The organism is Paenibacillus sp. Marseille-Q7038, from assembly GCF_965111595.1.
Window position 1 is genome coordinate 1,393,122 of record NZ_CBCOOM010000001.1, and the last position, 24,595, is coordinate 1,417,716.

At 39.9% G+C, this 24,595-nt stretch carries 22 protein-coding genes and 2 pseudogenes; 16 read left to right on the top strand and 8 right to left on the bottom strand.

Annotation, left to right across the window (positions count from 1 at the left end):
• Positions 1-88 precede the first annotated feature (88 nt).
• Positions 89-844 (top strand): hypothetical protein, encoded by a 756-nt coding sequence (locus tag ACWPWY_RS06755; RefSeq protein WP_454190969.1) that lies wholly within the window; start codon positions 89-91, stop codon positions 842-844.
• 77 nt (positions 845-921) lie between these two features.
• Here the strand turns inward: ACWPWY_RS06755 and ACWPWY_RS06760 are convergent, their stop codons facing one another.
• Complete coding sequence (locus ACWPWY_RS06760) at positions 922-1,674, bottom strand: DeoR/GlpR family DNA-binding transcription regulator (protein ID WP_454190970.1); 753 nt, start codon at positions 1,672-1,674, stop codon at positions 922-924.
• 263 nt (positions 1,675-1,937) lie between these two features.
• On the opposite strand from ACWPWY_RS06760, the gene ACWPWY_RS06765 reads away from it, so the two are divergent.
• The 3 genes from ACWPWY_RS06765 to ACWPWY_RS06775 all read left to right on the top strand — a co-directional run bounded on the left by ACWPWY_RS06765 (position 1,938) and on the right by ACWPWY_RS06775 (position 3,755).
• Positions 1,938-2,750: a class I SAM-dependent methyltransferase gene (locus tag ACWPWY_RS06765; RefSeq protein WP_454190971.1), complete on the top strand. Its 813-nt coding sequence runs from the start codon at positions 1,938-1,940 to the stop codon at positions 2,748-2,750.
• An 88-nt stretch (positions 2,751-2,838) separates the two neighbouring features.
• Positions 2,839-3,300, top strand: coding sequence for a hypothetical protein (locus ACWPWY_RS06770; protein ID WP_454190972.1), 462 nt, complete (start codon positions 2,839-2,841; stop codon positions 3,298-3,300).
• Positions 3,301-3,359: 59 nt separating this feature from the next.
• On the top strand, positions 3,360-3,755 hold the full coding sequence (locus ACWPWY_RS06775; RefSeq protein WP_454190973.1) for a DUF5412 domain-containing protein: 396 nt from the start codon (positions 3,360-3,362) through the stop codon (positions 3,753-3,755).
• A gap of 47 nt (positions 3,756-3,802) precedes the next feature.
• On the opposite strand, the gene ACWPWY_RS06780 is transcribed toward ACWPWY_RS06775, so the two are convergent.
• The 3 genes from ACWPWY_RS06780 to garR form a co-directional block, all read right to left on the bottom strand.
• Positions 3,803-5,122 carry a gluconate:H+ symporter gene (locus ACWPWY_RS06780; protein ID WP_454190974.1) on the bottom strand — a complete coding sequence of 440 codons (1,320 nt, stop codon included), beginning with the start codon at positions 5,120-5,122 and terminating at the stop codon, positions 3,803-3,805.
• Positions 5,123-5,277: 155 nt separating this feature from the next.
• Positions 5,278-6,714, bottom strand: a complete 1,437-nt coding sequence (locus ACWPWY_RS06785) for a four-carbon acid sugar kinase family protein (RefSeq protein WP_454190975.1) — start codon at positions 6,712-6,714, stop codon at positions 5,278-5,280.
• Positions 6,701-7,609, bottom strand: coding sequence for a 2-hydroxy-3-oxopropionate reductase (gene garR, locus ACWPWY_RS06790; RefSeq protein ID WP_454190976.1), 909 nt, complete (start codon positions 7,607-7,609; stop codon positions 6,701-6,703). Before garR ends, ACWPWY_RS06785 begins: the two co-directional genes overlap by 14 nt.
• A 331-nt stretch (positions 7,610-7,940) precedes the next feature.
• Between garR and ACWPWY_RS06795 the strand changes: the two genes are divergently transcribed.
• The 12 genes and pseudogenes from ACWPWY_RS06795 (at position 7,941) to ACWPWY_RS06850 (ending at position 19,294) form a co-directional block, all read left to right on the top strand.
• Positions 7,941-8,585 carry a GntR family transcriptional regulator gene (locus ACWPWY_RS06795; RefSeq protein WP_454190977.1) on the top strand — a complete coding sequence of 215 codons (645 nt, stop codon included), beginning with the start codon at positions 7,941-7,943 and terminating at the stop codon, positions 8,583-8,585.
• Positions 8,586-8,688: 103 nt separating this feature from the next.
• Positions 8,689-9,093, top strand: coding sequence for an RDD family protein (locus ACWPWY_RS06800; protein WP_454190978.1), 405 nt, complete (start codon positions 8,689-8,691; stop codon positions 9,091-9,093).
• A gap of 241 nt (positions 9,094-9,334) precedes the next feature.
• Positions 9,335-10,014, top strand: a pseudogene (locus ACWPWY_RS06805) (YjjG family noncanonical pyrimidine nucleotidase).
• A 289-nt stretch (positions 10,015-10,303) separates the two neighbouring features.
• Positions 10,304-11,563 (top strand): M20/M25/M40 family metallo-hydrolase, encoded by a 1,260-nt coding sequence (locus ACWPWY_RS06810; protein ID WP_454190979.1) that lies wholly within the window; start codon positions 10,304-10,306, stop codon positions 11,561-11,563.
• Between the two features lie 62 nt (positions 11,564-11,625).
• Positions 11,626-12,420, top strand: coding sequence for a DUF3100 domain-containing protein (locus ACWPWY_RS06815; protein ID WP_454190980.1), 795 nt, complete (start codon positions 11,626-11,628; stop codon positions 12,418-12,420).
• Positions 12,420-12,902: a hypothetical protein gene (locus ACWPWY_RS06820; RefSeq protein WP_191801271.1), complete on the top strand. Its 483-nt coding sequence runs from the start codon at positions 12,420-12,422 to the stop codon at positions 12,900-12,902. Before ACWPWY_RS06815 ends, ACWPWY_RS06820 begins: the two co-directional genes overlap by 1 nt.
• Positions 12,903-13,251: 349 nt before the next feature.
• Entirely contained in the window at positions 13,252-14,670 is a 1,419-nt protein-coding gene (locus tag ACWPWY_RS06825; RefSeq protein ID WP_454190981.1) for an alanine/glycine:cation symporter family protein, read from the top strand.
• A gap of 201 nt (positions 14,671-14,871) precedes the next feature.
• Entirely contained in the window at positions 14,872-15,828 is a 957-nt protein-coding gene (locus ACWPWY_RS06830) for an IS30 family transposase (RefSeq protein WP_454190982.1), read from the top strand.
• A gap of 254 nt (positions 15,829-16,082) precedes the next feature.
• The gene (locus tag ACWPWY_RS06835; protein ID WP_454190983.1) at positions 16,083-16,997 is read left to right on the top strand and encodes a DUF1835 domain-containing protein; all 915 of its coding nucleotides are present in this window, start codon (positions 16,083-16,085) and stop codon (positions 16,995-16,997) included.
• Positions 16,998-17,014: 17 nt separating this feature from the next.
• Positions 17,015-17,899, top strand: a complete 885-nt coding sequence (locus ACWPWY_RS06840; RefSeq protein ID WP_454190984.1) for a TIGR01777 family oxidoreductase — start codon at positions 17,015-17,017, stop codon at positions 17,897-17,899.
• Between the two features lie 481 nt (positions 17,900-18,380).
• Positions 18,381-18,851, top strand: coding sequence for a tyrosine-type recombinase/integrase (locus tag ACWPWY_RS06845; protein ID WP_454192825.1), 471 nt, complete (start codon positions 18,381-18,383; stop codon positions 18,849-18,851).
• 32 nt (positions 18,852-18,883) lie between these two features.
• Positions 18,884-19,294: pseudogene (locus tag ACWPWY_RS06850) on the top strand (tyrosine-type recombinase/integrase).
• 365 nt (positions 19,295-19,659) lie between these two features.
• Here the strand turns inward: ACWPWY_RS06850 and ACWPWY_RS06855 are convergent.
• The 4 genes from ACWPWY_RS06855 to ACWPWY_RS06870 form a co-directional block, all read right to left on the bottom strand.
• On the bottom strand, positions 19,660-21,009 hold the full coding sequence (locus tag ACWPWY_RS06855; RefSeq protein WP_454190985.1) for an FAD-binding oxidoreductase: 1,350 nt from the start codon (positions 21,007-21,009) through the stop codon (positions 19,660-19,662).
• Positions 21,010-21,313: 304 nt separating this feature from the next.
• Positions 21,314-22,459 (bottom strand): DHHW family protein, encoded by a 1,146-nt coding sequence (locus ACWPWY_RS06860; protein WP_454190986.1) that lies wholly within the window; start codon positions 22,457-22,459, stop codon positions 21,314-21,316.
• Positions 22,460-22,472: 13 nt separating this feature from the next.
• Positions 22,473-23,879 carry an MBOAT family O-acyltransferase gene (locus ACWPWY_RS06865; RefSeq protein ID WP_454190987.1) on the bottom strand — a complete coding sequence of 469 codons (1,407 nt, stop codon included), beginning with the start codon at positions 23,877-23,879 and terminating at the stop codon, positions 22,473-22,475.
• 38 nt (positions 23,880-23,917) lie between these two features.
• Complete coding sequence (locus ACWPWY_RS06870) at positions 23,918-24,418, bottom strand: DUF4358 domain-containing protein (protein ID WP_454190988.1); 501 nt, start codon at positions 24,416-24,418, stop codon at positions 23,918-23,920.
• Between the last annotated feature and the right edge of the window lie 177 nt (positions 24,419-24,595).

Below are 24,595 nucleotides of genomic sequence, written 5' to 3' on the forward strand. Positions count from 1 at the left end.
GTTATCGAATTAGGAGAATAACACACTTTTGGAGGAGATAACTTGATTTCTGAACTGGCCTTACAAATTCGACTAGCGGAGGTGAGTCATGTTTGGGTATATGAAAGAATTCGCCGAGCACTACACTATGTTACTACAAAACACTAACTTTACCTCAGCCGATCAGTCCGTATCTCCATCCTATGAATTTACATATCAACATTCAAATGATCCTCATCTTAGTAGGCTACGCGAGCAATACCATTTGAACGAAGTTGCAGGTACAGGCGATGAAATATCACAGATTATCAATTTAATGAAATGGGTGAATCAACGTCTGATGCATGGAAATGAACCTCCATCTAAACTTGTTCATGCCCTTTCTGTGTTAGAGCTGACGGAACACACAGATATGAAAGTAAATTGTTACGTAATAGCAACGGTATTGACTGAGGTATATCTCAGTTTAGGTTATCCTGCGCGCCGTATTCACTGCGGTTCGTATGATGCGTACGATCTGGACAGTTATGTGGTTACTGCCGTGTACTCGTATCAGCTTGGGAAGTGGTTATATATGGACGCTTCATGGGGCGTATATGTTACTGATCTCGAAGGAATCTTGCTGAGTCCAGAGGAATTCCGTAATCATATGGCGTCGAATGTCCCCCTCATCATTTATAGCAGAGAGAAGAACGAGGGATGGAGTGATTTCTATAAAGGGTATATGGCCAAAGAGAAGAAAGAGTTCTGTGCCTTAGTCCCGGAACACTATGATCCCTTTGAACTTACGACCGAATCTCCATATCGATTCAGTGTTAATGTTACATCAGAGAACGCCATATTCTGGCGAGCGCCCAGAGTTTAACATCATTAATAGAATAAGAAAAAGCCGTAGTCATATGACTTCGGCTTGTCTCCTTATGTTCTTTACAAGTTATGTTGTTAATAAATGAGTTCAATCTCATGTTCTTGAAACAGTTGTTTCCATGTGTCAGAAGGTTCTTGGTCTGTAATAATAACATGAATGTTTTCAAAATGAGACAAATGAACAAAAGCGGTTCGATCAAACTTAGTATGATCAGCTAAAAGAATAACTTGTTCAGCTTGTTGAATCATTTTCCGTTTAAGCTCACATTCTGCTTCATTAGAATCCATAATACCATGATCAAGAGATAAGGCTTTACAGCTCATAATAAACTTGTCTACATGATATTTGCGGGCTGTCTCATGCGCCACGGTTCCCACTAACGACATAGAAGGAGCTCTTAGCGTACCTCCCGTAGAGATAATCTGGTGACCTGAAGCAGCAAATTCTTGGAGTATAATTGAACTTGTAATTACGGTAAGACCTTGGCGCATATTTAGTATTTTCAGTAATTCGATAGAACTTGTACTTGGATCCATCATTAGAGTGTCACCATTATGAATATAGGAAAGCGCTTTCTGTGCAATATCTTGTTTAATGTGCAAATTGGTAGCATGACGCGTGTAGAAGGGGAGATCTTCATTGGAATGTCGGTTCATAATAGCTCCGCCATAGGTCCGGGTTAACACCCCTTCCTTCTCCAGTTTCTCTAAATCTCGCCGTATAGTCTCTTCGGTGACTTGGAATTTTTGGCTAAGTTCGGATACGAGTACTCGTTTATCCTTGTTGGCAATATCGATGATCATCTGGCGTCTTTCGGCTGCGAGCATACGAACTCCTTTCTGAAACGAGGCAATATTTGTATGATTATTATAATTTGAAATCAAGAAAAAGTATAGAAATCACCTGATATTAGACTGATAAGTGTTGATTTCATAAATAAATCTGGTTGTTTTACTCTATATCAGATATATCGGTAATAAGATTCAGAAGGTTTGAAATGGTTTATAAGCTCTATATGCTTTTCAAATCAGAAATTTTCATGTACATTAAAGAGGAATACTTGAAAATAAGGAAATAAGAGGAAAATAAAATGAATGATAATGTAGATATCTTAACGAAGGAACATGTGACGATGGCTAACTTAGAAGAGTACGATCATCCTGCTCTATATGACGCGGAGAATGAAGGATTTGATAGTGATTTTTCTTTTGTTGAGAAATGGGCATCACTCATGGGAGGCACGGTCATAGACTTGGCTTGCGGGACCGGAAGAACAACAATCCCTTTAGCAGAGCGCGGATACCCTATGATAGGGATCGATCTTCACGAAGGTATGCTTGAGCGTGCAAGACATAAGTCTGCACAAGAGCATTCTGATATTCGTTGGGAATTACAGAATTGTGAAGAACTGAACCTTGATGTGAAAAGTTCACTTATATTTATGGTAGGTAATGCTTTTCAACATTTTCTAACGAACGAAGCGCAAGATAAACTGCTTCACTCCGTGTGTAAGCACTTAAAGGAAAGCGGTATCTTTATATTTAACACACGCTTCCCTAACAAAGAGGAGTTGTTTGCACCCGCTGAAGAGAATTACTGGAAGACTTATAAGGACGAGCAAGGTAAAGAAATAGATGTGTATACGAAAAGTGATTACGATGCGTTGACGCAAGTGCAAGAGTATGAAATATCCCGCAGAACAAAACTAGAAGATGGAACGGTTCAGTCTGTCCATCAAAGCAGAATTAAACTCCGCTACACGTATCCGATGGAAATGGAGAGAACGCTCGCGAAACATGGTCTAAAAGTTATTGAATTGTATGGAGACTGGGAAGAGAATCCTCCTGCGGATTTAAAACCGGAACTCATCTATGTCTGTCAGAAAGAAAAAGAATGTATCTAATCTAATATGGAGCGGACCGAGAACCTTCTCAAAAGAGATATTTCTCGGTCTTTTTTATAAAAACCTTCTATAAGAAAGGATGAATGGTTTGAAACAGAGGACTTTCTTCGTGATTTTTCTCTTTATTATCGTAAGCCTTATTGGAGTGACAATGGGGGTGGAATATGCTCGTACCTTTACCTCTTTCCAGAATCTTGTCACAAAAAGTATAAATGATACAGACGAATTGACATCGCTCCGAATCAGTTATTCATCACAGGAAGAAGAACGGATTGAAGTTACGGATCAGAAACAAATTCAAAAAATAATGGATGATTTAGCTGACGTTCGGCTGGTGAGAACAAAGGATTTCATAGCATTCGATTCATTGATTTACAATATGGACATTGTAGTGAACAAATATGACTATAGATTTACTATTGTCTATGGAGCAGATAATTATCTATATATCCATACTAGTGGTAAGTTAAAAAATCACAAATCATATGCTCAGGGATATAGAATCATAAGCGATTATAATCCAACAGCAGTTTTATCTCTTCAGGAATAAACACTAAGATTACATATTAAATATTATGTAAACTAATAAAGAGAAACGAGGGAGAGATTTTGGATAATGAGTTAATAGAAATAAAGAAGATTAGAAAAAAGACACTTCGCGTAATCATAATGGTTGGTTTAGCCTGTATCAGTATCCTAGGTTATGTCGTCTATTGGGCCTTGTTCGATACAAATAGATTACCGAGAGGAGAGTATCTTACAGAAGTAGACTCACCAGACGGAACATATACATTAAAAGCTTACCGTATCAATGGAGGAGCCATCACGTCCAATGCGATACGAGGGGAGCTAGTATTGAACGAGCGAAAAGGTAAGTCTAAAACGATCTATTGGAATTACCGCGAAGAGAACGCAGCTGTGAAATGGATTGACAGCGACACGGTACATATTAATGGGCATACTCTAAACGTGCCTAATGAGAAATTTGATTTCAGAACCCAATAATTAGATACAAAAAAGGCACTGTTCTAAATGAACAATGCCTTTTTAAATTAAATAAATAGATCCATAACAAGGACACCAGCAAGGCCTACCAACGAGATAATGGTTACCATTACAGACCAGGTTTTAATGGTTTTACCGATACTTAGGTTAAAATACTCTTTGTAAATCCAGAAACCCGCATCATTTACATGAGAGAAGGTAACGCTTCCCGCACCAGCAGCAAGTACCATAAGCTCTGGACTCACACCGGTTGCAGCAACAAGAGGGGCAGCAATACCAGCGGCTGTCATTCCTGCTACGGTAGCAGAACCTACCGCAATTCTTAGAATGGCTGCGATGAGCCATGTAAGAAGCAACGGGGAGAGGCTTGAACCCGACATAAGTTCGGATATATACTGATCAATGTGGCTGTCAACCAGCACTTGTTTGAACGCACCGCCACCTGCAATAATGAGAAGAATCATTCCGATACCGCTTACAGATTCACTAAGAGATTGCATAACTTCCGGCATTTTTTTACCCAAATTCAAACCGAAGGTGAAGATCGCAACAAGAACGGAAATTAATAGAGCCACATTCGCGTTACCAATAAAGTTAGTGATGGGTGCAATCACTGAATCGGGTGCAACAAGTTCAACCACAGTTTGCAGTGCAATTAAAATTACAGGTAATAGAGCAGTGAATAGGCTGATTCCGAACTTAGGAAGTTCTTCTTCTTTAAATTCTTTTGGATTAAAAAGACCTTTTGGAATATCAATTTCTAAAAATTCTTTTTTGAAGAACTTAGTATACACAGGACCTGCAAGAACAAAGGCAGGAATAGCAATAATAATTCCAAGGATCATGGTGAGCCCGATATTAGCTTCAAATACATTGGCAACTGCTGTTGGGCCAGGGTGCGGAGGTACAAAACCATGCATCGTAATTAGAGCCGCGATTACAGGCATACCTAGATAAAGCACCGGAACTCTAGCTGCAATAGCAATCGTAAATACTAATGGAATCAAGACAACAACGCCAGTTTCAAAGAATAAAGCGATTCCAACAATAGCAGCTGTAAAGACAGCCGCAAGCTGCGTTCTCTTTTCTCCGAAGGCACTAATCATCGTTGTCGCAATACGCTGCGCACCGCCTGAGTCGGTCATTAACTTCCCAAGGATCCCCCCAAAGATAATAATCATGGTGAGATGCCCAAGTGTTCCTCCCAGACCAGATTCAATAGATCCTATGGCCTCGGTGGGTGTCATTCCTTCCAGCATAGCAACCGCTAGAGAAACAATAATCAAAGATAAGAAAGCGTTTAACTTACAAACCATCATTAATACTAATAATAGAATAACCCCAATAGTAACAGATATAATCGGCATTCGTTTTTCCTCTTTTCCTTTATCACTTCAATAAAGAAGCCCGCTTCCGTAAGGAGTGTACTCACATATTAACTTTTTAGATGAATAAAGATTCACGAAAGAGTAATTTTCTAAGTACACTCCTTACTTCCAGGCTCAATCCAAAATAAAATAGATTACTTTTTGCTTAACATTTCAACAACATCTCTTAAATCCGTTTTCGTCCCTACATTACCAGGGAAGATAACATAGGAGATTCCAGGGAATTTGCTCTCAGGGTCTGTGGTCCATACAGGAATTCCTGGGCGAATCTGACCTGCTACTGTTGCTCTTTTTACTTCAAGACCGTTTGTACCAATGTCACTTGAGGTTATGCCACCTTTAGCAATAATGTAGGAAGGTCTTACTTCTAAACGTTTTACGATACTAGTAACTGCATCTGAAATTTTTACGGAAAGTTTTAATTCTTCTTCTTGTTTACCTTCACCAAGATCTAACCGTTCTCTTCTTGTGTATACGGCAACATTTGATCCATTTAAAATAAGCTTATTAGTTTCTTCAACGACTCGATCCAGTTCTTTTTCGAATTTCTCAGGTTCTAACACAAGATGAACGTTAAACTCAATGAATTCAATGTCATTTGATTTTTTTAGTTCCTCAAATTGTTCTGTTGTTTTTTTTACATGGGATCCAATAATGACGAGTCCGCCGTGGTTCGTAGATTCACTCATGATCTCATCACGAGAGAGCAGGTCTTTATCGCTCACGCCTCCGATTACCTTCGTAAGTGCCGCAGCACTTCTGAACAGGAAGTTCTTTCCTTTATTCATCGCTCGAATTAGCGCAATGGTAAAGACTTTCACATCAGCATAGTCAACCGCATTCACAATGACTTTATTAAAATCTTCAACTTTCAGCAGCTGCTGTTCAATCGTTTCAATATCCAACGCGCGCAGGCTTTCTAGTGAAATATAAGTCATATCTTCAGCTTTATATTCACCGTTAGATTTTTCTTCCGCCCATTCGCCTAAATGTGATTTGGTATAACCAAAGGTGCGGTCTTTCGCAAATTCAGTCTCACCGGCTGGAACGAGCTCCGGATCATATTGAACATAATGAATATTATCAATGGTGAAGCGGCCGCCTTCTTTAAAGAAAGGAAGTATGATCTCACCATCAAATTTCATATCCGAATTCGCTTCAACGGTTTCTTTTAACACTTGTGTTTCCAGTGGATAATGTCCGCGTAATGTAGAATCACCACGGCTGATAATGGTGAACTCGCGATGGTTTCTCTTCGCAGCTTCCACGATATTCGCAGCAATTTCTTGATGCGCTTTTGTTGATTCTGCAGCTGTAAATCCACGTGAATTCGTTAAGATAAAGAACATTGAACTCTCTTCCTGAAAACCTTTTTCGATACTGTCCAAAGACCAATCTGTATAAACAGAAATACCATGAACGGTTTGAACGCCGGTTGGATCATCATCGAGAACAATGATTTTTTTATTGAAAGTGGATAGTTCTTTTTCGATCGTTTCATTCACAAGTGTTGTATCAATAGAAGGGATGTTGCTGAAGACTTCCTCCACAGATCTTTTATTTGTGCTCATTGCTAGAACCCCCAACTTCGACATTTGCTAGTTTTTCGTAATACTGTACGATACCGCCGTGGTCATCCATTAATTTGCCGTCAACTTTCAAGGCATGGAAGATTTCTAAGAGGTGACTCGATAGAGGGAGAGGTACGCCAATCTCATGAGCCGTATCCATTACGTTTGTAATATCTTTCATATTAATAGCGATCGTTCCACCTGGAGCAAAGTTTCTGTCCAAGATTAAAGGAACTTTAGCATCTAGTACGGCACTTCCTGCTAGTCCGCCTCTGATGGCTTGATACATCTTTTCAATATCAATTCCTGCTTTTGCAGCGAGGACAAGAGCTTCTGACATAGCAGCAATGTTAAGGTTTACAATAATTTGATTTGCTAATTTTGCAGTAACGCCGCAGCCACTATCTCCGACTAGTGTCACTGCACTACCCATATCGAATAGAACCGATTTTGCAGCTTCGTATACGCTTTCTTTTCCACCAACCATAATAGCTAATGTGCCGTCAATTGCTTTAGGTTCACCGCCGCTAACGGGTGCATCCAGGAAACCGACGCCTTTTTTAGCTGCTTCTTCAGCAAGTGCGATGGAAACGGCAGGGGTAATCGAACTCATATCAATAATAATGGAACCTTCTTTTGCTCCAGCTAAAATCCCGTTTTCACCGAGCACAACCGATTGTACATGCTTGGATGCGGGAAGCATAGTGATGATGATTTCGCTGTTTTCCGCAACTTCTTTTGGTGTAAGAGCTGTGATTGCACCCGCTTCCAATAATGTTTGAACTGCTTCTTGATTCAGGTCATTAACGGTTAGTGTGTGTCCGGCTTTTCTGAGGTTTAAAGCCATGGGTTTCCCCATAATACCTAGTCCGATGAATCCTACTTTTTTCGCCATGATTTCTTCCTCCTAATAGTATCTTTTTATGTAAGGCCTGGTTCGACCTTCAGTTGATTTTTGCCCATGTACTTCACTATAATCAGTCATTCGCTTATTATCTTCAGATCCGTGATTTTGTGGAAAGTAAATAGGCAACCGCTTACATTCGTGTTTTCGTCCTTATTGTATACTATGACAATGATTTTGTATACATTTTAATTGAAAATTGTATACAAAAAGTTTGATTGTTGTACACAATTAAAGAATTATCGTATGCTGTTATTTCTCTTACCATTTATATTCAAAAGATTTTTTCGTGATATTTTGGTAATATGAGTAATAACTAGTAATGAAAACGGAGGTGAAGTTAGTGCTTGAAGGTAACAACTCACGACCGGCGTATCATCAATGTTACGAAATTCTCCGTGATAAAATATTAACCGGTGAGCTTCCTAGCGGGACGAAGATCGTCGAAGAAAAACTTGCTTCAGAACTTGGCGTCAGCAGAACACCCATAAGGGACTCCATACGCAAATTAGAAAATGAAGGACTAATTGTACAAAAGAAAGTAGTAAAACCAACGGAGAAGGACTTGCGAAATATATTTAGTGTCAGAATCTTGCTAGAGGGATACTCAGCTCGGTGTGCGGCAAACTTTTTAAAAGAAAATGAAATTGAAAAACTGTACGAATATGTGGAGATTGGGAGAAAGGGAACGCAAGAAGAGGTAATGTCTGCCAATGAAGATTTCCATAATGATATTGTGAGAGCAAGCAATAATCCGATGATGATTGATATCATTGATCGAATGCAAGCTATCATTTATTTACTTAGAAAAACCGTTGTCATCTATAATCGGCCTCATCTAATTGATGAACATGAAGAAATCTATGAAGCGATTAAAACAAGAGATGGTGAAAAAGCGGAATCTTTGATGAAAAAACACTTAGAAAATGACTTAAACTTTTATCTGCATGTAATGAGTAATGACTAGTGTGTTTCGTGTTTTTAAGATTATTTCGTAACGGATTCATATCACATGTCGTTATTACCTACATATGATTTCAGATAACTGATTACGAATAGGTGGTGACGGTATGGTAAGTGAACCAGCTGGTTTTTGGTCACGGTTTTTGGCGGGGCTGCTTGATGGAATCATCGTGGGTCTCCCTTTGTACATTTTGTCTAATATCTTGACCGGATCTACTGAGGACAATTGGGTAATGGAACTGATTCTTTTCCTATATTCGCTGCTTCTCCCGGTCTTCTGGGGTGGATGTACCATCGGGAAACGGATATGCGGTATCAAAATACAAAAGGTATCAGATGAAGGACCTCCAGGGATCGGAACGATGCTGCTGCGCAATCTGGTAGCGGGTTTTGTATATGCAATAACGCTCGGCATAGGCTATATTATCAGCTTGTTTATGGTCGTGTTCAGAGAAGATAAACGTTCTATTCACGATTTTATTGCTGGGACCGAAGTAGTTCAATTTAAATGATGACCACGGAATCAGGACGATGAGGATTTCTCAATGTCCTGATTTTTGCTCTATTCAATCCATAGCATTTATGGTGAGAAAGATAATCAGAAGGAAAACAAATATAGTTTACATAATAATTATTATGTAAACTATATTTACTGATACACTAAAGTAGATTATTACGTACAGAAAAATATCACGGTATATTGTTAGAAAAAACTTATTTTTAGAAAAGTATAAAAGAAAGAGATGACACATAATGACTACATATAAGACGTTATTTTTTGATGTAGATGACACGCTTGATTTTGGTGCGGCAGAGAACAATGCCCTTCAGCTGTTATGTAAAGATATGGAGCTTCCTTTCACATCTGAAATCGAAGCCAGCTACAGAACGATCAACAAACAATTATGGAGAGCTTTTGAAGAAGGAGCACTCAGTAGAGATGAAGTGTTAAGCACTCGATTTTCTCTCTTCTTCAAAGAATGGGGACTTGAAGCGGACGGTATACAATTAGAACAAATCTATCGAAGCTACCTTGAACAAGGGCATATGCTCATTGATGGAGCTATGGAATTAGTAACGGAGCCGCAACAGCGTTATGATATTTATATCGTAACCAATGGAGTTTCAAGGACTCAAGATATCCGATTGCGCGATTCAGGTCTTTATCCGCATATGAAGCAAATTTCGTATCTGAAGATACCGGTTATCAGAAGCCGATGAAAGAGTTTTTTGATTATGTATTTGCCCGAATTCCTGATTTTCATCCTTCCTCAGCACTGATCATTGGCGATTCGCTAAGTGCAGATATTAAAGGGGGAGAGCTTGCCGGTCTTGATACCTGCTGGTTTAATCCAAAGGGACTCGTTAATTCTACAGATATCATCCCAACGTATGAAATTTCAGATTTACATCAGTTACACACTATATTATAGAAACATACGAGCTTAACTAGAAACCGCATTGTTTATATACAATGCGGTTTCTTCTTGTTTTATGAAGTCGCTTAACCCCATCCTCAGGTTAAAAACTCACCATTTGATGTTTATTAGAATACTAACTATTATCAATTATATTAACAAAATGTTCGGAAATAAAACAAAAATCGACATAAAAATCCCTAAATTATTGACAATGTTCTGCATTTTACTTATGATGAGGATGTTCTTTTGATATGTATATGTAATGAATTGACTATAAATCATCCTAACTGGGGGCCACATCATGAGTACTTTCACAAAACAGTATGAAGAGATCAGACAGATCGCAAATCGTATTTTTGATAATCCTGAATTAGGTTACAAGGAACAAAAAACACACCAAACCGTTCTTGAATTTTTACTCGAAGTGAATCCTGAGCTTACTTATGAGGTTTTCTGCGGCACAGGAATTAAAACGACACTCGGTTCAGGTAAATCACTCAACCTCGGATTTATTGCTGAACTCGATGCAGTTTATGCACCGTCCCATTTCCACGCAGATCAGGAAACCGGGGCAGCACATAACTGTGGACATTACACGCAAGTAGCGATTGCCCTCGCATTATATAAGCACTATTTTACAACGAAGGCCTTCGAATCCTTAGATTTTGCAATTACTTTTATTTTTGTCCCTGCGGAAGAATATCTTGATTTACCTTATCGTGATGCGCTGAAAGCTAAGGGAGAAATAACCTACTATGGCGGTAAACCTGAGGCAATGAAACGTGGCATATTTGACGATATTGACCTAGCAGTATGTGTTCATTCCATGGGTGGAGAGTATCCGAAACGGACCATTGAAATCAACTGTGATCTAGCAGGATTTTTGTATAAAAAGTATACATTTAAAGGCCGTGCGTCTCATGCCGGTTTTGATCCATCCTCAGGTACTAATGCATATAGCATGTCGACTTTATTCAATGTAGCACTGGGTATGCAGAGACAGCATTTCAAAGATGCAGAAAAGGTGAGAATGAACCCCATTGTGATGCAGTCGGATATGTCTACGAATGTAATCCCTAATCAAATCACAGTAGGAACGGACCTACGTACACAGTCTGTCGAATATATGAAGGAAGTGGCTAAGCAGATGGATCAGGCTGCAAAAGGCAGTGCTATGGCCATGGGCGGAGAGGTCGAAGCTTCCACACAGATGGGCTATCTGCCATTTGTACAAGATCGTTATCTTTCTGAATTTGCACTTGCTGCATATAAAGAGAACGAAGCGATTGAAGAAATACTGGAAAATAACGCAATCAGTGCAGCAGGGGATATTGGAGATTTATCTTTCATGATGCCTTGCATTCAAATTGGTTACAGTGGCTTTACAGGTACGATTCATGGTGATGATTTCAAAGATATTGATCCTGAATTCATTTATGAAATTTTCCCTAGGTATCTGACAGAAGTTTTTAACAAAATGAGCGGTCAGCTCGACAAATCTAGAATCTATCGCCGTTCATTCGCTGAGTATGAAGCACTTCTATCATCCATTACGGAGTAATGATATCTAATAAATAGATTAATGAGACAACAAAGAAAATACAGAAATGAGGATTCTGGTTCATGAAATCAAAAGGACATCTTGTGTATCTTATCTTATTTGCTTTATTTCTCATTACGGCGGCAGAATGGATTGGAACCCAGTCCATACCGATCGGCAGCATTACCATTAACTTGCTTCCACTAGTGTTTGCTATTCTGATTGCCATGATTCTAGGGACTGCTATTTTCAGACGCGGCATTATGAGAAAGGTATACAGTAAAGAAAATGTAAACTTCGCAAGTAAATATCTGATCTACATCATGCTGCCTCTTATGGCACGTTACGGAGCGGATGTTGCTCCTAAATTAAGAGAAATTCTTGATGTTGGCTGGGTCTTCTTGCTGCAAGAGATCGGTAACCTCGGAACCGTACTTCTTGGTCTTCCTATAGCGATTCTACTGGGTCTTCGCAGAGAAGCGATTGGAGCCACTCTGGGGCTTGGACGTGAAGGTGAACTTGCTTACATCTCTGAGAAATATACACTCGATTCTAGTGAAGGACGCGGAGTATTATCACTGTATATTATAGGTACGCTGTTTGGAACCTTGTTCTTTAGTATTATTGCTCCTGTTCTTCACGCTTTGGGTTTCTCTATAGAAGCACTAGCTATGTCTTCCGGAGTGGGTTCCTCTAGTATGATGGTTGGAGCTTCTTCATCCCTGATCGCCTTAGCTCCAGATCAAGCGGAAGTCATCAACAGTTATGCTGCAGCGAGTCAATTGCTTACAAGCTTCCTTGGAACATATACCATGGTATTTTTGGCTGTTCCGCTGCAACGTTTTATGTATAATCTGTTTACTGGAGGCGTGAGATAATGGTACTGGATAAAAAACATTGGATGAAAGCTGGACTTGTACTTTTGCTAAGTGTCTCGCTTATTCTATTTACGGATATTATGAAACAACTTCGGATCGGTGAGGGTGTTACCGTATCATGGCATACGATTGGTGGACTGGCTGTATTATGGTTGTTCTCGATGATTGGCATTTTGATTTCTTCTTTAATGAAGAAAGTACCTGTTAAAGTACTGCAAGAGTTTCCTGTCCTTGGCTGGGTTTCCATTACGTCTCTCGTATTCTGCCTTAGTTCTGATGTGTTTGTAGAAGCTATTCAAGCTGTTAATTTCTTATCGATTACTACACCCATTTTGGCTTTCGCTGGGATCTCCGTAGTAGACCGCCTGTCAGATCTTCGTAAAACATCTTGGCGCGTTGCTATTGTTGCATTATTCGTATTTACCGGCACATACCTAGGCAGTGCCATTTTATCTGAAATTGGTCTTTCGTTAACTCGCTAGTAAATATATTTTCACTTATGCAAGAAATATACAGAATATTGAGAAACCATCTGTTCATAGGAACATATGGTTTCTTTTATTTCGGGTAAAAAGACAATCTGAATCTGTTATACTAATATTTTCAGGTATAAAAAAACAGCAGAATGCATATACTTGCAAGATGCTCTGTTTGTAATATATCTTGACATGAAAAAATCGTTTTTATACTATAAAATTAATATAGCGTAAATTAATAAAAATAAGTATAATACAAAAATGCGTTATTAAATTTCAATGTTAATAATACTAACAAGAGATCGTTAAGGACATCGTTCCCTTAAACGAATATACAACAAGATGGAGGTTTGAGATGCAAGACTTTTTACAAAAAGGAATCAGCTTGATTAACGATGTGCTTTGGTCTTACGTTCTAATCGTCTTATTGGTTGCGGTCGGACTTTACTTCACATGGAAATCTGGTTTTATGCAGTTCACTTACATAAAAGATATGTTCCGTGAACTTAAAGGATCGAATAAGAAACAAAAAGGTGAAATTACCGCTTTCCAAGCATTTTGTATCAGTATGGCTGCTCGTGTAGGAACAGGAAATATTACGGGTATTGCTCTTGCGATCGGGATCGGGGGTCCGGGTGCTGTATTCTGGATGTGGATTATCGCGATTATCGGATCTGCATCTAGCTTTGTGGAGAGTACACTGGCGCAAATTTACAAGATCAAGGACAAACAAGGTTTCCGCGGGGGACCTGCCTATTATATGGAACAAGGGCTTAACAAGCGTTGGATGGGAATACTGTTTGCTGTCTTGATTACAATATCCTTCGGACTCGTATTTAATGCAGTTCAAGCGAATACAGTAGCTACCGCTTTCCAAAACTCTTTCGGAATTGACCCATTATGGCTTGGTATTGCCTTGGTTATAGCGTTTGGGATTATTATTTTTGGTGGTATTAAACGGATTGCTAAAATCTCTGAATACATTGTCGTTGTTATGGCTGTTATTTATATCTGTATTGCTCTAATTGCAGTATTAATGAATATCACTGAAGTTCCTGCAATGATTGCTACCATCGTTAAGCATGCATTTGGTTTTGAACAATTTGCGGGTGGTACACTTGGCGGAGCTCTTATGCAAGGGGTTAAAAGAGGACTTTTCTCCAATGAAGCAGGTATGGGTAGTGCGCCGAATGCGGCTGCTACAGCAACAACAAGTCATCCAGCTAAACAAGGTCTAATTCAAGCTTTAGCCGTTTTGATTGATACGCTGATTATTTGTACAAGTACTGCTTTCTTGGTACTGCTCTCAGGAGCATACACAGATCCATCTGTTAATACAGAAGGGATTGTACTTACACAAACTGCACTCAGTATCCATTTTGGTGATTGGGCATCAGGTATGCTTGCCTTAATGATTTTCCTATTTGCATTTAGTACACTGATTGGTAACTACTACTATGGTGAAACAAATATTGAATTCATTAAATCAAGCAAGACAACGCTTGTGGTTTACCGTATTGCGGTTCTCGCGATGATCATGTTTGGTTCTATTGCTAGCGTGAAGCTGGTCTGGGATATGGCCGACCTGTTTATGGGCTTCATGGTTATTGTTAACTTAATAGCCATTACGCTCTTATCAAAGACAGCATTCGCTGCGTTAAGGGACTATTCAAAACAAAGAAAAGAAGGCAAAGATCCTGTATTCTACAAAGATTCCATTCCAGGAATCGAGAATGTAACAGGCTGGGAAGAATCACCTAAAGTGAAATCCTAATGTAAATTATTAAAAACTGCAGACAGACTAGTTTAAGCTAGTTTGTCTGCAGTCTGGCTCCTACCATTCGGTAGGAGCTTTTTTTATATGACGGATTGTAACATGAAGTGCGACACCTAGTTCAAAATAAAAAATGGCCCATGGCCGGATTCGTGTAAAATGAAGGTTCCTACACCACATTCACACAAGGAGAATCCGCCCATGAGCTACACACATCTTAGCATAATTGAACGCAGTAAACTAGAAGCATTACATCAACTGGGGCTGTCTGCCCGAGTCATTGCTCTCAAATTGAAACGACATCACTCCACGATCAGTCGGGAGCTCAAGAAAAATCAGAGCCCGGATGGTTACCTGGCGGCAGCATCAGAGAAACGGTACCGACGTCTTCGTCAGGATCAAACCTCTGGAGGAAAGTGGACAGAGGCGCTTGGGAAAGAAATTGAGCAGCGCCTTCATGAAACCTGGTCTCCCGAGCAAATCTCTATGCGTTATTATCTGAAAGGCCAGCCCATGATTTCGTTCAAAACGATATATCGCTGGCTTTATGAAGGTCGTTTGATTCGCATGACAGTTCAGCAGTTAAGGCACAAAGGAAAGAGACAGAAGCCACAAGAAAAGCGTGGTCGCTTCCTCGTTGGCACCTCTATTAAACAACGACCTAAAGAGATTCGTTTCCGAGAAACCTTTGGGCACTGGGAGCTAGACACAGTCGTCTCCAGCCGAGGAAAAAGCAAGGCTTGTGTCGCTACATGTATCGAGCGAAAAACAAGGCTGTACACTGCTATTAAAATGCCAGATCGCACTTCATTATCTATGGAAATCGCTATTGGTGTAGTTGCTGCACAGTACCCTGCCCAAACCTTCCAAACAGCTACCGTTGACCGTGGTAAGGAGTTCGCATGCTTTCGTGAACTGGAAGAGTCACACGGGATGAAGGTGTATTTTGCAGATCCTTATTCTTCATGGCAACGAGGCTCCAATGAGAATGGAAACGGGCTCCTTCGAGAGTTCTTCCCAAAAGGGAAGGACTTTGCAGAGGTGACCGAGGAAGAATTAGAACATGCCCTCCAACTCATTAACAACAGACCAAGGAAATGTTTAGGTTGGAAGACAGCTCACGAATCATTTGAAGAAGAAGTGTCGCACTTGGATTGACAATCCGTCATATCATTAATTGAATGACGTAGTTAAATTCATTATAATAAACAAATACCCATAATTTACTATTAATTATTCTAATTAGGGAATTTGTCGTTTGATAAAAAAAGGGGGGAGTAGGGCTGAGGCAGCTGAAAGATATCATTCATGAGATGGAAGACCAAGATGTCAGGCAGGCTCTTCTAGCATATCTATATACAGTCAAGCAGTATAAGGAGGAGTCTGATCAAAAGGATGTTTTCATATCAGACATGGTCCATATATACAATGAACTAGTCGTTACCGCAAAAGAAGCAGCAAAACAAAGACTGGTTCCTAATCGAAAGAAGAAAACAGTCCATATCGTATTTGGTTACTCTACGGCAGGAAGTGTAAGACAGGTCATCAAACACCTGGGTTTACAGGAGTCCGATGGGTTAATCTGTTTCCCCGATTTATTTTCGGTGGGCCCCATATGGAAACTTCATGATCCAGAGGGAAGAATATATCGTGAAGAATGGATTGTAACTCACCTTGATCCAGAATATACAGATAATAATTTAGCTTATTATGGTGAATTGAATCCTATCCAAATCCTTCAGCAGATACCCGAACAAGCTCGAATTATAATCTGGGGTGGAGATTCAGCTCATGAAAGAATAGGATCAAGATACGTTCAATACTTATTAAAAGAGTATATAAATGAAATGATTGAAATCAATGCTGTTCAAATATGTGAAAGAAAGTACAATATACCGAAGGATCAACGATATTATCGTCATACAGATGAGATTGTGGTGGAAAAACTTACTGAGGTATTTTATGAAATGGACCGAATCCATCCTTTAACTACAGAACAAAGATGGGAGTATGAACAAGAATGGATGGGATATGCCGAGACGAAGCAGGTGCTTAGGCTTTGGAATGATGGGGAAGTAAATATGGTAGAAGAAAATGATTTAGATGAATACTTATTTCATACTGTCTACAAGTTACAGAGTCACTCTAATCCAAGTGGATTTATAAAAGCGGCGCGGGTCATAGGAGAAGCGATGGGGTATTTGGAGCAGTATATCGGCGATTCGTTCTTTGAGTACCGTTTACGAAATTTAGTCTATGAGGGTAAACTTGAGATTCGAGGAGTACCCAGTGCGATGAGATATTATTCGGTTCGTATAAAATCTTAGCGAATGAGGTGAGCTTTATGGGGAAGGTTGTGCTAGCCGGCGGTACGGGGTTTATCGGGCAATTTTTTGAGAAGAAATTCAAGGAAAAAGGCGACAACGTATATATTATATCAAGACAAGAGGGCCATATCTCTTGGGATGATAGACAGTCCATCGTTCAAGTTCTAGAAGGAGCAGAGCTACTCATTAATCTTGCCGGAAAATCGGTCAATTGCCGCTATAATGAGCGCAATAAGCGTGAAATCATGGAATCTAGGAAACGCACTACTCGGATCTTAGGAGAAGCGATAGAAGCCTGTACTGAACCGCCCAAGCTATGGATCAACTCAAGCACGGCCACGATCTACAGACATGCAGAAGATCGGCCTATGACAGAAGAAGAGGGTGAGATTGGTACTGGGTTTTCAGTAGATGTAGCAAAAGCGTGGGAAAAAGTCTTTTTCTCATTCCCATTAGATCGAACCCGGCAGGTTGCGCTTCGAATTGCCATTGTGCTGGGTAAAGACGGGGGAGTGATGACTCCTTATCTCTACCTAACTCGATTTGGGCTCGGGGGTAAGCAAGGACCCGGAACACAAAAATTCAGTTTTATTCATGTGGAAGATTTATACCGGATTGTACAGTTTATTCGGCAGCGCGAAGATCTTAGCGGTGTGTTTAATGCGGTATCCCCTTATCCTGTATCTAATGAAAAGTTAATGGCTGAAATGCGTAAGAAGATGCATGTTCCAATAGGCATCCCTACTCCAGGTTGGATGTTAGAAATGGGAGCTGTATTCATACGGACGGAAACGGAACTGATCTTAAAAAGCAGATGGGTAGTACCTGAAAGGTTATTACGGGATGGTTTTGAATTTCGTTATCCAACAATAGAAGATACATTAGAAGCTGTACTGAAATAGATCACTTCTTTATTTTAAAGCTCGATGTTCATACGGTTAACGATAAGATGTCGAATTGCAATATTTTCATCAAAATCGCATTGTAAAGAAAGGTGTCTGATTCCTAGGAATCAGACACCTTTTTTATGCTTATAGAGGGAATAGAAGAGAAGAAACGCAGTTAGCGTATTTCGGCATTTATTTTGTTATGTCTAATTATGTAGCGGTTTTAGCGTGTTTAGTGGCTATTTTAAGGCATGGTATTACATAAAACGTCGTTATTTTGCTAGCAAATAAGGAACATTTCGAAACTTCGTATAACAACGATATATCATGAAAAAATACAGCTTTCATTACATCAAAAAACTGCGTATAATATAAATTATACGCAGTTTCTGTTTATATACGATTTATTTAAGAGAGTCGACCACTTACCTCAGTTCGTAGACGAAGATCGACACGTTTTTTACGTATAAACTCTAATCTTGAAGAATAGCAGGTGATGATGTTGAATGATGAAATAATAGAAACTTATGCTGAAGAACTAGAAGCATTTGATATTTGGTTAAAAGATGCAGGGTACACCAGTCACACAATTAAATCGTATAAAAGTGATGTATTCGAGTTTTTATTTTCACTAAGTGGGAAGTCACTAGATAAAGTGAAGAAGCTACATCTCTCTTTTCTATCCAGGGCTCGTGATCGGGGGATCAGTGATTCGACTCGGAATCGTAAACATGCTTCGGTACATTGTTTCTTTAAAGCGCTGATTGAACTCGAACTTCTCGAAGTGAATCCGGCAACCGGAATTAAGAAATCGAGAACAGAGAAAAATAAAGCACCCGTATTTTTAGATGAAGTAGATCTGCCGAAATTCATGAAATCGGTGGAGGGGAAATATCGGAATCGGAATCTAGCGATTTTTCTGCTCATGGCATATATGGGTCTGCGGGAGGAGAAGTTCATTCCTTAAACATTGGGGATTATAATTCGCGCCGAAGTACAATTGATGTATTTGGTAAAGGAAGAAAGTGGCGGACCTTACCTGTTCCTACTGCAGTAAGAGATGTACTTGATGAAGTGCTAGCCGAGAGAATTGAACCTCGTAAATCAAAAGAAGAAGCTTTCTTCATCTCCCAACAAGGAAGAAGACTGTCTATTCGAACAATTCAGCTGATCGCAAAGAGAGACATTTGATCGTTTTCAGGAGAATGAAGGAGTCACCCGTAAAAAAGCGTACTCCAGTCATAAGTGCGACATTCTTTTGCAACGATGATGCTTCGTAAAGGTGCTGACCTCAGAACCGTGCAAGAGTTGTTGGGTCATTCATCGATTGAGACTACAACGGTTTATACCCATGTTACCAATCGGGAGAAGGAACAAGCCATGGCCATGCTTGAGATCGACCTATCTTAATCGGCGATTTTGCTACATCTTTTGATGGCTTAATACCTTATCAGTCTTGAGTGAATGCCGATGGAACACAGATTGTATTCATTGCATCAAGCATTGGTTAACATAATAAATATTATGTTAACCAATGCTTAAACCAACGATTCATTAGATTTTTTGATTAGCAATTTTAAAAAGACAGTTCAAGAACATATCAAATAAACATGGTGCAATAATACAAATCAAATAACATAGATAAATAGAAAAAGGGACTGCTTTATAGGCGACCCTTTCTTCATTATCAAAAGTGTTTTCACATTCATGTCTATAAGAGTATTTTAAGCTATAGATAGATAATAGTTTGAGTGTCACACTGGAGATAACTATCCTTAACGAGCAGGCGGAATACTTTGGGGATTATTAAATACATTTTTAGGATCATACTTCGCTTTTACTTTACGTAATCTAGCATAGTTTGTTCCATAGTATACCGGTCCTGAATTTTTGATGCCTTGGTCTGGTACGTTAATATAAGACCCTACGATATAAGGTTGTAACTTACGGCGTGTATTACGAGTTAAGGCGATATTTTTAGCAGCATCGGCTGGATTAATCCAGGAGGTATTCCATTCTACATAAAATTTGGCATTACGCCAGAAGAAAGCAGTCGCTTTTGGTGAAACGCGGCTTACCGCACCGCCCCAGTTGAGGAAAAAGAAACCGGCTGTTGAATCTGCCTCTGCATTCTCTAGAAATTCTCGCATTACTTTTATGGCTTTGTCAGGAAAAATAGATTTTCCGAACCCTGAGGAGAACTGGTTGCTGTATTTTTGGGTAAGTACCGGATCTGGTGCTAATAAGAAGTTCACTACTTCTGTGTAAGGTAATAACCGGATAATACTCCCCGTTGGAGTTCCGACGGATGTAATAGGCTTAAGTAGGCGGAGTGCCTCTGTTTTTGATCCGAGGAACAAGCCTTCCATGGTGACGTTGCCGCCTTTTTTAGGGCCAATATTCAGTTCACTTCCAAGTCTTGTATCGACAGAAGGAGCCCACCGTTGCCATACTTTCAATACCTTTTCGAATTGATTCCATGGCCACGTAATCTTAAATACGGTAGCCTTCGCAGGAGCTTTGCGCACTTTGAATTTGTATTTTGTGCATATTCCAAAGTTACCGCCGCCGCCCCCACGGGAGGCCCATAGAAGATCAGCATTTTTCTTATGATTAGCTATAATTACTTTTCCATTTGCATCGACCATTTCTAGTCCAATCAGATTATCGCTGATAAGCCCAATTGTTCGCTGTAACGGTCCGATTCCTCCACCGAGTGTGATTCCGCCGATTCCCACGGTTGGACTGTCACCAAATGGTGCTATAAATCCTTGCGCAGCAAGGGTTTTCGCAATTCTTCCGACTTGATTCCCTGTCTCAACAATGACCGTTCCGTTCTTTTTATCCAGCTTAATGTTTTGCATCTTGCTCACATCTATTACGATGCCACCGTTAACTTGCGAGAGGTTGTTCTCGAGCGCATGTCGTCCACTTCTGGCCCGAATGGGGATCTGATGATGACGAGCCCATTTTATAGCATTAGCCACATCTTGCGTTTTTAGAGCAAAAACAAATACTTTCGGATATCTGTCTGTATGAGGATCCCAATTTCTACGTGCTGCCTCATATCCCGGATCTCCTCGGAAAATCACTTTACCAGTCAGTTTCACTTTTGAATTCACCATAACAACTCCCTAGTGCAAAGATGATTACACCGTTATCCTTACAAACACGGTATCGTCCATTATATGGAGGACAGCAGACTATGGTGTAGGCGAATACTCATAATGTAACCCTGATAGAAGGAAACTTCGGAGAGTAAGATCGTATCTAATTGACGTATTAAAAAATCGAACATCGTACATTCCAAGAAATGAATTATTAGTTTACATAATAAATATTAAGTTAACCAAACGATTCATCTACAAAATAAAAATCCGTAAAGATAAAAGTCACCATCAACTTTTTTCTTTACGGAGATCCTAAATATTAATTAAGCCATTTAAAAATATCTTCTTGAGCTATAGTCGCTACGCTATACAACAGAAGCATATCATCAAAATGATGTTCCTCCAGATACTCGTCTACATCCATCCGGAAGTAACGCATGTCAATCATATGAATGGTGGAGTAATGCTGGGCTAGAAACGGCACCATTGCATTAGCATAGGAGTCTTTAAACACGATAATACTGCGATCTTTATTAGCTTCCTCATGAGGAATGTTGATCGTGACAAGCGGGAAGTTCCCGCCAAAGAACACCTTATATTTATCCCGCTCATTCTGTGCATCCATATCGTAAAAAGAATTCTCACATGTGTTCTGTCCCTCAATGCATACTTCGTATTCAGGAAGAGAAGACTCCAGCAATTCCAGACGATCAGGAGTAATATCACGCTGGTTTGCTTTTGTATAAAACGTACCGTAGAACGAATCGCTGAACTGCTTTGCCTCAAGTTCGGCTTCAGGAGTAGGAGAGAGGCCAATCGTATCCGCAAAGGCTTGATATCCATAGTACGCGCCGCGTGTCGTCCAGTGATGATCGGTACGATAATAGATTTGTGCGGTACTTTTCTTCTGCTGTAGTACTTCTCTGATATCAACGGGCGCAACCCGTCCACTCAGTTCGCTAAAGATTTGATCCATCAGTGGTGACTGGGGAGCGTCCGTTGCTTCCGCATATTTGGGTAAATACTCGCCATTCAGCGTTTGGGAGTTGGGAACAAGCAGAAGAGATAACGAATCTACATCCTTCTGATGACGCTCAGCAAAACGAGCAATCTGTTTTATATTCTGGCCCAACTGTTCCTCTTCGTAAATAAACCGTTCAAACAGATATCCTGAACTACCGAAGAATACTTGATTATTCTCCGTCTTACCTGACATTCGCTCCATATCTGATTTAAGTCCGACCCAGTTGTCACGACCTACAAACTGATCCACTAGATAATCGTCCAATTGATCTGTATATCGTCCACTCCAGAGTTTATCCCAGGAGAAGGAGGGGAACTTAGCTAAGACGCGATTTTCAAATTCGGATAAGGTCCGGTCCGGTTCCCATAAGCTCCACATACCAAAACAGCTGATAAATAGAAGAAAGCCGCTGGTTACGATAACTGCTCTTTTGTGATCCAACGATCATCACCTCCTAAAAACGGAAATACAGAAATGGATTATACGAGTCATCAATAATGTACGCTGTGGATGCAAGGAGAAGGATGGTTAAGACAATCACTTCCAAGATCGCCATGACTGTACGATTCATTCTGTTATTTAGTATTGATGTGAAACGAGCAGCAATAGGTGTTGAAGCGAACGTTAATACCACGAGCAGTGCTCCATACGATTGTAGATAATAAAGATTCGTTCCACTTATCCGTGCCGCTTGGCTAAATCCAAGCATCACATGAAGATAGTGAGGAAGTAGAGTAAGATCCTCAATAGCGAATAAGGTCCAGCCGATCAGGATGACAGCTATAAAATACAGGTGCCGGAAAGGACGCCAAATCTTTTCGAGCCATTTTCCAAGCCATAACTTCTCGGACGCAATAAGGAAACCAAAATACAAGCCCCACAGCACAAAGTTCCAGCTGGCTCCATGCCATAATCCAGTTAAAAACCACACTATAAATAGGTTTACGAGGAGCCGCCATTTACGAACCCTGCTTCCCCCGAGCGGGAAATATACATAATCTCGAAACCACGAGCCGAGCGTAATATGCCATCTTCGCCAGAACTCGGATGCATTTTCAGATATATAGGGATAACGAAAGTTTTCAGGAAATTCAAAGCCGAGCATTCTACCCAGTCCAATGGCCATATCTGAATACCCGCTAAAGTCAAAATAAATTTGAAAAGCAAATGCTATAATCCCAATCCACGCACCTGTGAAGGTTAGTTCACTGCTTCCAGATAACGTGGTGTCCCACAGCATACCAATGTTATTGGCAAGCAGTACTTTCTTGGCTAGACCGATGATAAAGCGCCGCACACCACTTGCAAAAAGCTCTATGGATACGTGACGTTTAGCAAGCTGTTTATTAATATCCTCATACCTGACAATAGGTCCTGCTACTAATTGCGGGAACATGGATACAAATGCTGCAAAGTTGATAAAACTCCGCTGAGCAGGGACATTACGGCGGTAAACATCAATGATATAAGACATCGTTTGGAATGTATAAAAAGAGATTCCGATCGGAAGCGGTAGATCCAGAGCCGCAAAGTTAGTACCCAGCAGGTCGTTCGCCGAATGAATAAGAAAATCAGCATATTTGAAAAAACACAATACACCAATGTTTACGATTAGGGAAAATACAAGGATAAGTCGGCGTATTTTCTCACGCTGTTCATATCGATCCATTAGGAGACCATTCATGTAATCTATGACGGAGGAAAACAGGAGAAGAAGAATATATACCGGTTCTCCCCAAGCGTAGAAGAGCAAACTAATAAGAAGAAGCGCCGCATTCTTCCATCGCTGCGGCGCTACATAATAGACAAGTAAAGCTATGGGTAAAAAGTAAAACAAAAAGGCTACAGAGCTAAAAACCAAGGATATTCCCTCCAGTCATCCTTCAAAGGGTTCGCGATTTATTTACTCTCGGAAGTCAAAGCATTAGTAAAGGCTTGTTCCATTTTTTCAGCATCGTTTGAAATAAGGAGGATTAAATAGTTGCCTTGTTGCTTAATAATGTGGTTTTTCACCTTTTCATATTGTTCTGGTAAATAAGTGCTCCAAAGTTGTTCTTGATTTGCGACTTCTTTCTCCAATGCGGATTTTAGTTCTTCTATTTTAGAAGAATCAGAGGCTTTTAAAATAATGAATTCATCGGCATGTACACTCATCATCGCTTTCATGTACTGTCCTTCTTCAATTGTAGCCGGATCGATACCTAGGTTTTTTGCCGTCTCCGTATCCTCTTTAAGATTTATGTTATAGAACTGAGCAGTGTTCATCTCCGTTTGCTCCGAAACAACCTGCATTAATTCACTTACGGGTACGTTAACTTCATTAACTTCCTCCGCTTTTTGTGTTCCACAACCAGCGATCACCATCGTAAACGTCATCAACATTAAAATCATTTTCTTCATTTTCTTAGCAACTCCTTCTAAATTCTCATGATGTGAAATATTTTTTCCAAAGATATAGACAAACTTATCATTTAAAAAGTTCCCTTTTTCAAAAAAAACTTTTCTTTTTCTCATAAAAAAACAATTGAGCGAGATATAGAAAGCTACGAAGAGGTTTTTAAGCTGAGGTACATAATT

Bases quoted from the DNA above. Each gene is read 5' to 3' on its own strand.
- ACWPWY_RS06755 (WP_454190969.1), top strand. From the start codon at position 89: ATGTTTGGGTATATGAAAGAATTCGCCGAGCACTACACTATGTTACTA.
- ACWPWY_RS06760 (WP_454190970.1), bottom strand. From the start codon at position 1,674: ATGCTCGCAGCCGAAAGACGCCAGATGATCATCGATATTGCCAACAAG.
- ACWPWY_RS06765 (WP_454190971.1), top strand. From the start codon at position 1,938: ATGAATGATAATGTAGATATCTTAACGAAGGAACATGTGACGATGGCT.
- ACWPWY_RS06780 (WP_454190974.1), bottom strand. From the start codon at position 5,122: ATGCCGATTATATCTGTTACTATTGGGGTTATTCTATTATTAGTATTA.
- ACWPWY_RS06785 (WP_454190975.1), bottom strand. From the start codon at position 6,714: ATGAGCACAAATAAAAGATCTGTGGAGGAAGTCTTCAGCAACATCCCT.
- garR (WP_454190976.1), bottom strand. From the start codon at position 7,609: ATGGCGAAAAAAGTAGGATTCATCGGACTAGGTATTATGGGGAAACCC.
- ACWPWY_RS06795 (WP_454190977.1), top strand. From the start codon at position 7,941: ATGAAAACGGAGGTGAAGTTAGTGCTTGAAGGTAACAACTCACGACCG.
- ACWPWY_RS06800 (WP_454190978.1), top strand. From the start codon at position 8,689: ATGGTAAGTGAACCAGCTGGTTTTTGGTCACGGTTTTTGGCGGGGCTG.
- ACWPWY_RS06810 (WP_454190979.1), top strand. From the start codon at position 10,304: ATGAGTACTTTCACAAAACAGTATGAAGAGATCAGACAGATCGCAAAT.
- ACWPWY_RS06815 (WP_454190980.1), top strand. From the start codon at position 11,626: ATGAAATCAAAAGGACATCTTGTGTATCTTATCTTATTTGCTTTATTT.
- ACWPWY_RS06820 (WP_191801271.1), top strand. From the start codon at position 12,420: ATGGTACTGGATAAAAAACATTGGATGAAAGCTGGACTTGTACTTTTG.
- ACWPWY_RS06825 (WP_454190981.1), top strand. From the start codon at position 13,252: ATGCAAGACTTTTTACAAAAAGGAATCAGCTTGATTAACGATGTGCTT.
- ACWPWY_RS06830 (WP_454190982.1), top strand. From the start codon at position 14,872: ATGAGCTACACACATCTTAGCATAATTGAACGCAGTAAACTAGAAGCA.
- ACWPWY_RS06835 (WP_454190983.1), top strand. From the start codon at position 16,083: ATGGTCCATATATACAATGAACTAGTCGTTACCGCAAAAGAAGCAGCA.
- ACWPWY_RS06840 (WP_454190984.1), top strand. From the start codon at position 17,015: ATGGGGAAGGTTGTGCTAGCCGGCGGTACGGGGTTTATCGGGCAATTT.
- ACWPWY_RS06845 (WP_454192825.1), top strand. From the start codon at position 18,381: ATGATGTTGAATGATGAAATAATAGAAACTTATGCTGAAGAACTAGAA.
- ACWPWY_RS06855 (WP_454190985.1), bottom strand. From the start codon at position 21,009: ATGGTGAATTCAAAAGTGAAACTGACTGGTAAAGTGATTTTCCGAGGA.
- ACWPWY_RS06870 (WP_454190988.1), bottom strand. From the start codon at position 24,418: ATGAAGAAAATGATTTTAATGTTGATGACGTTTACGATGGTGATCGCT.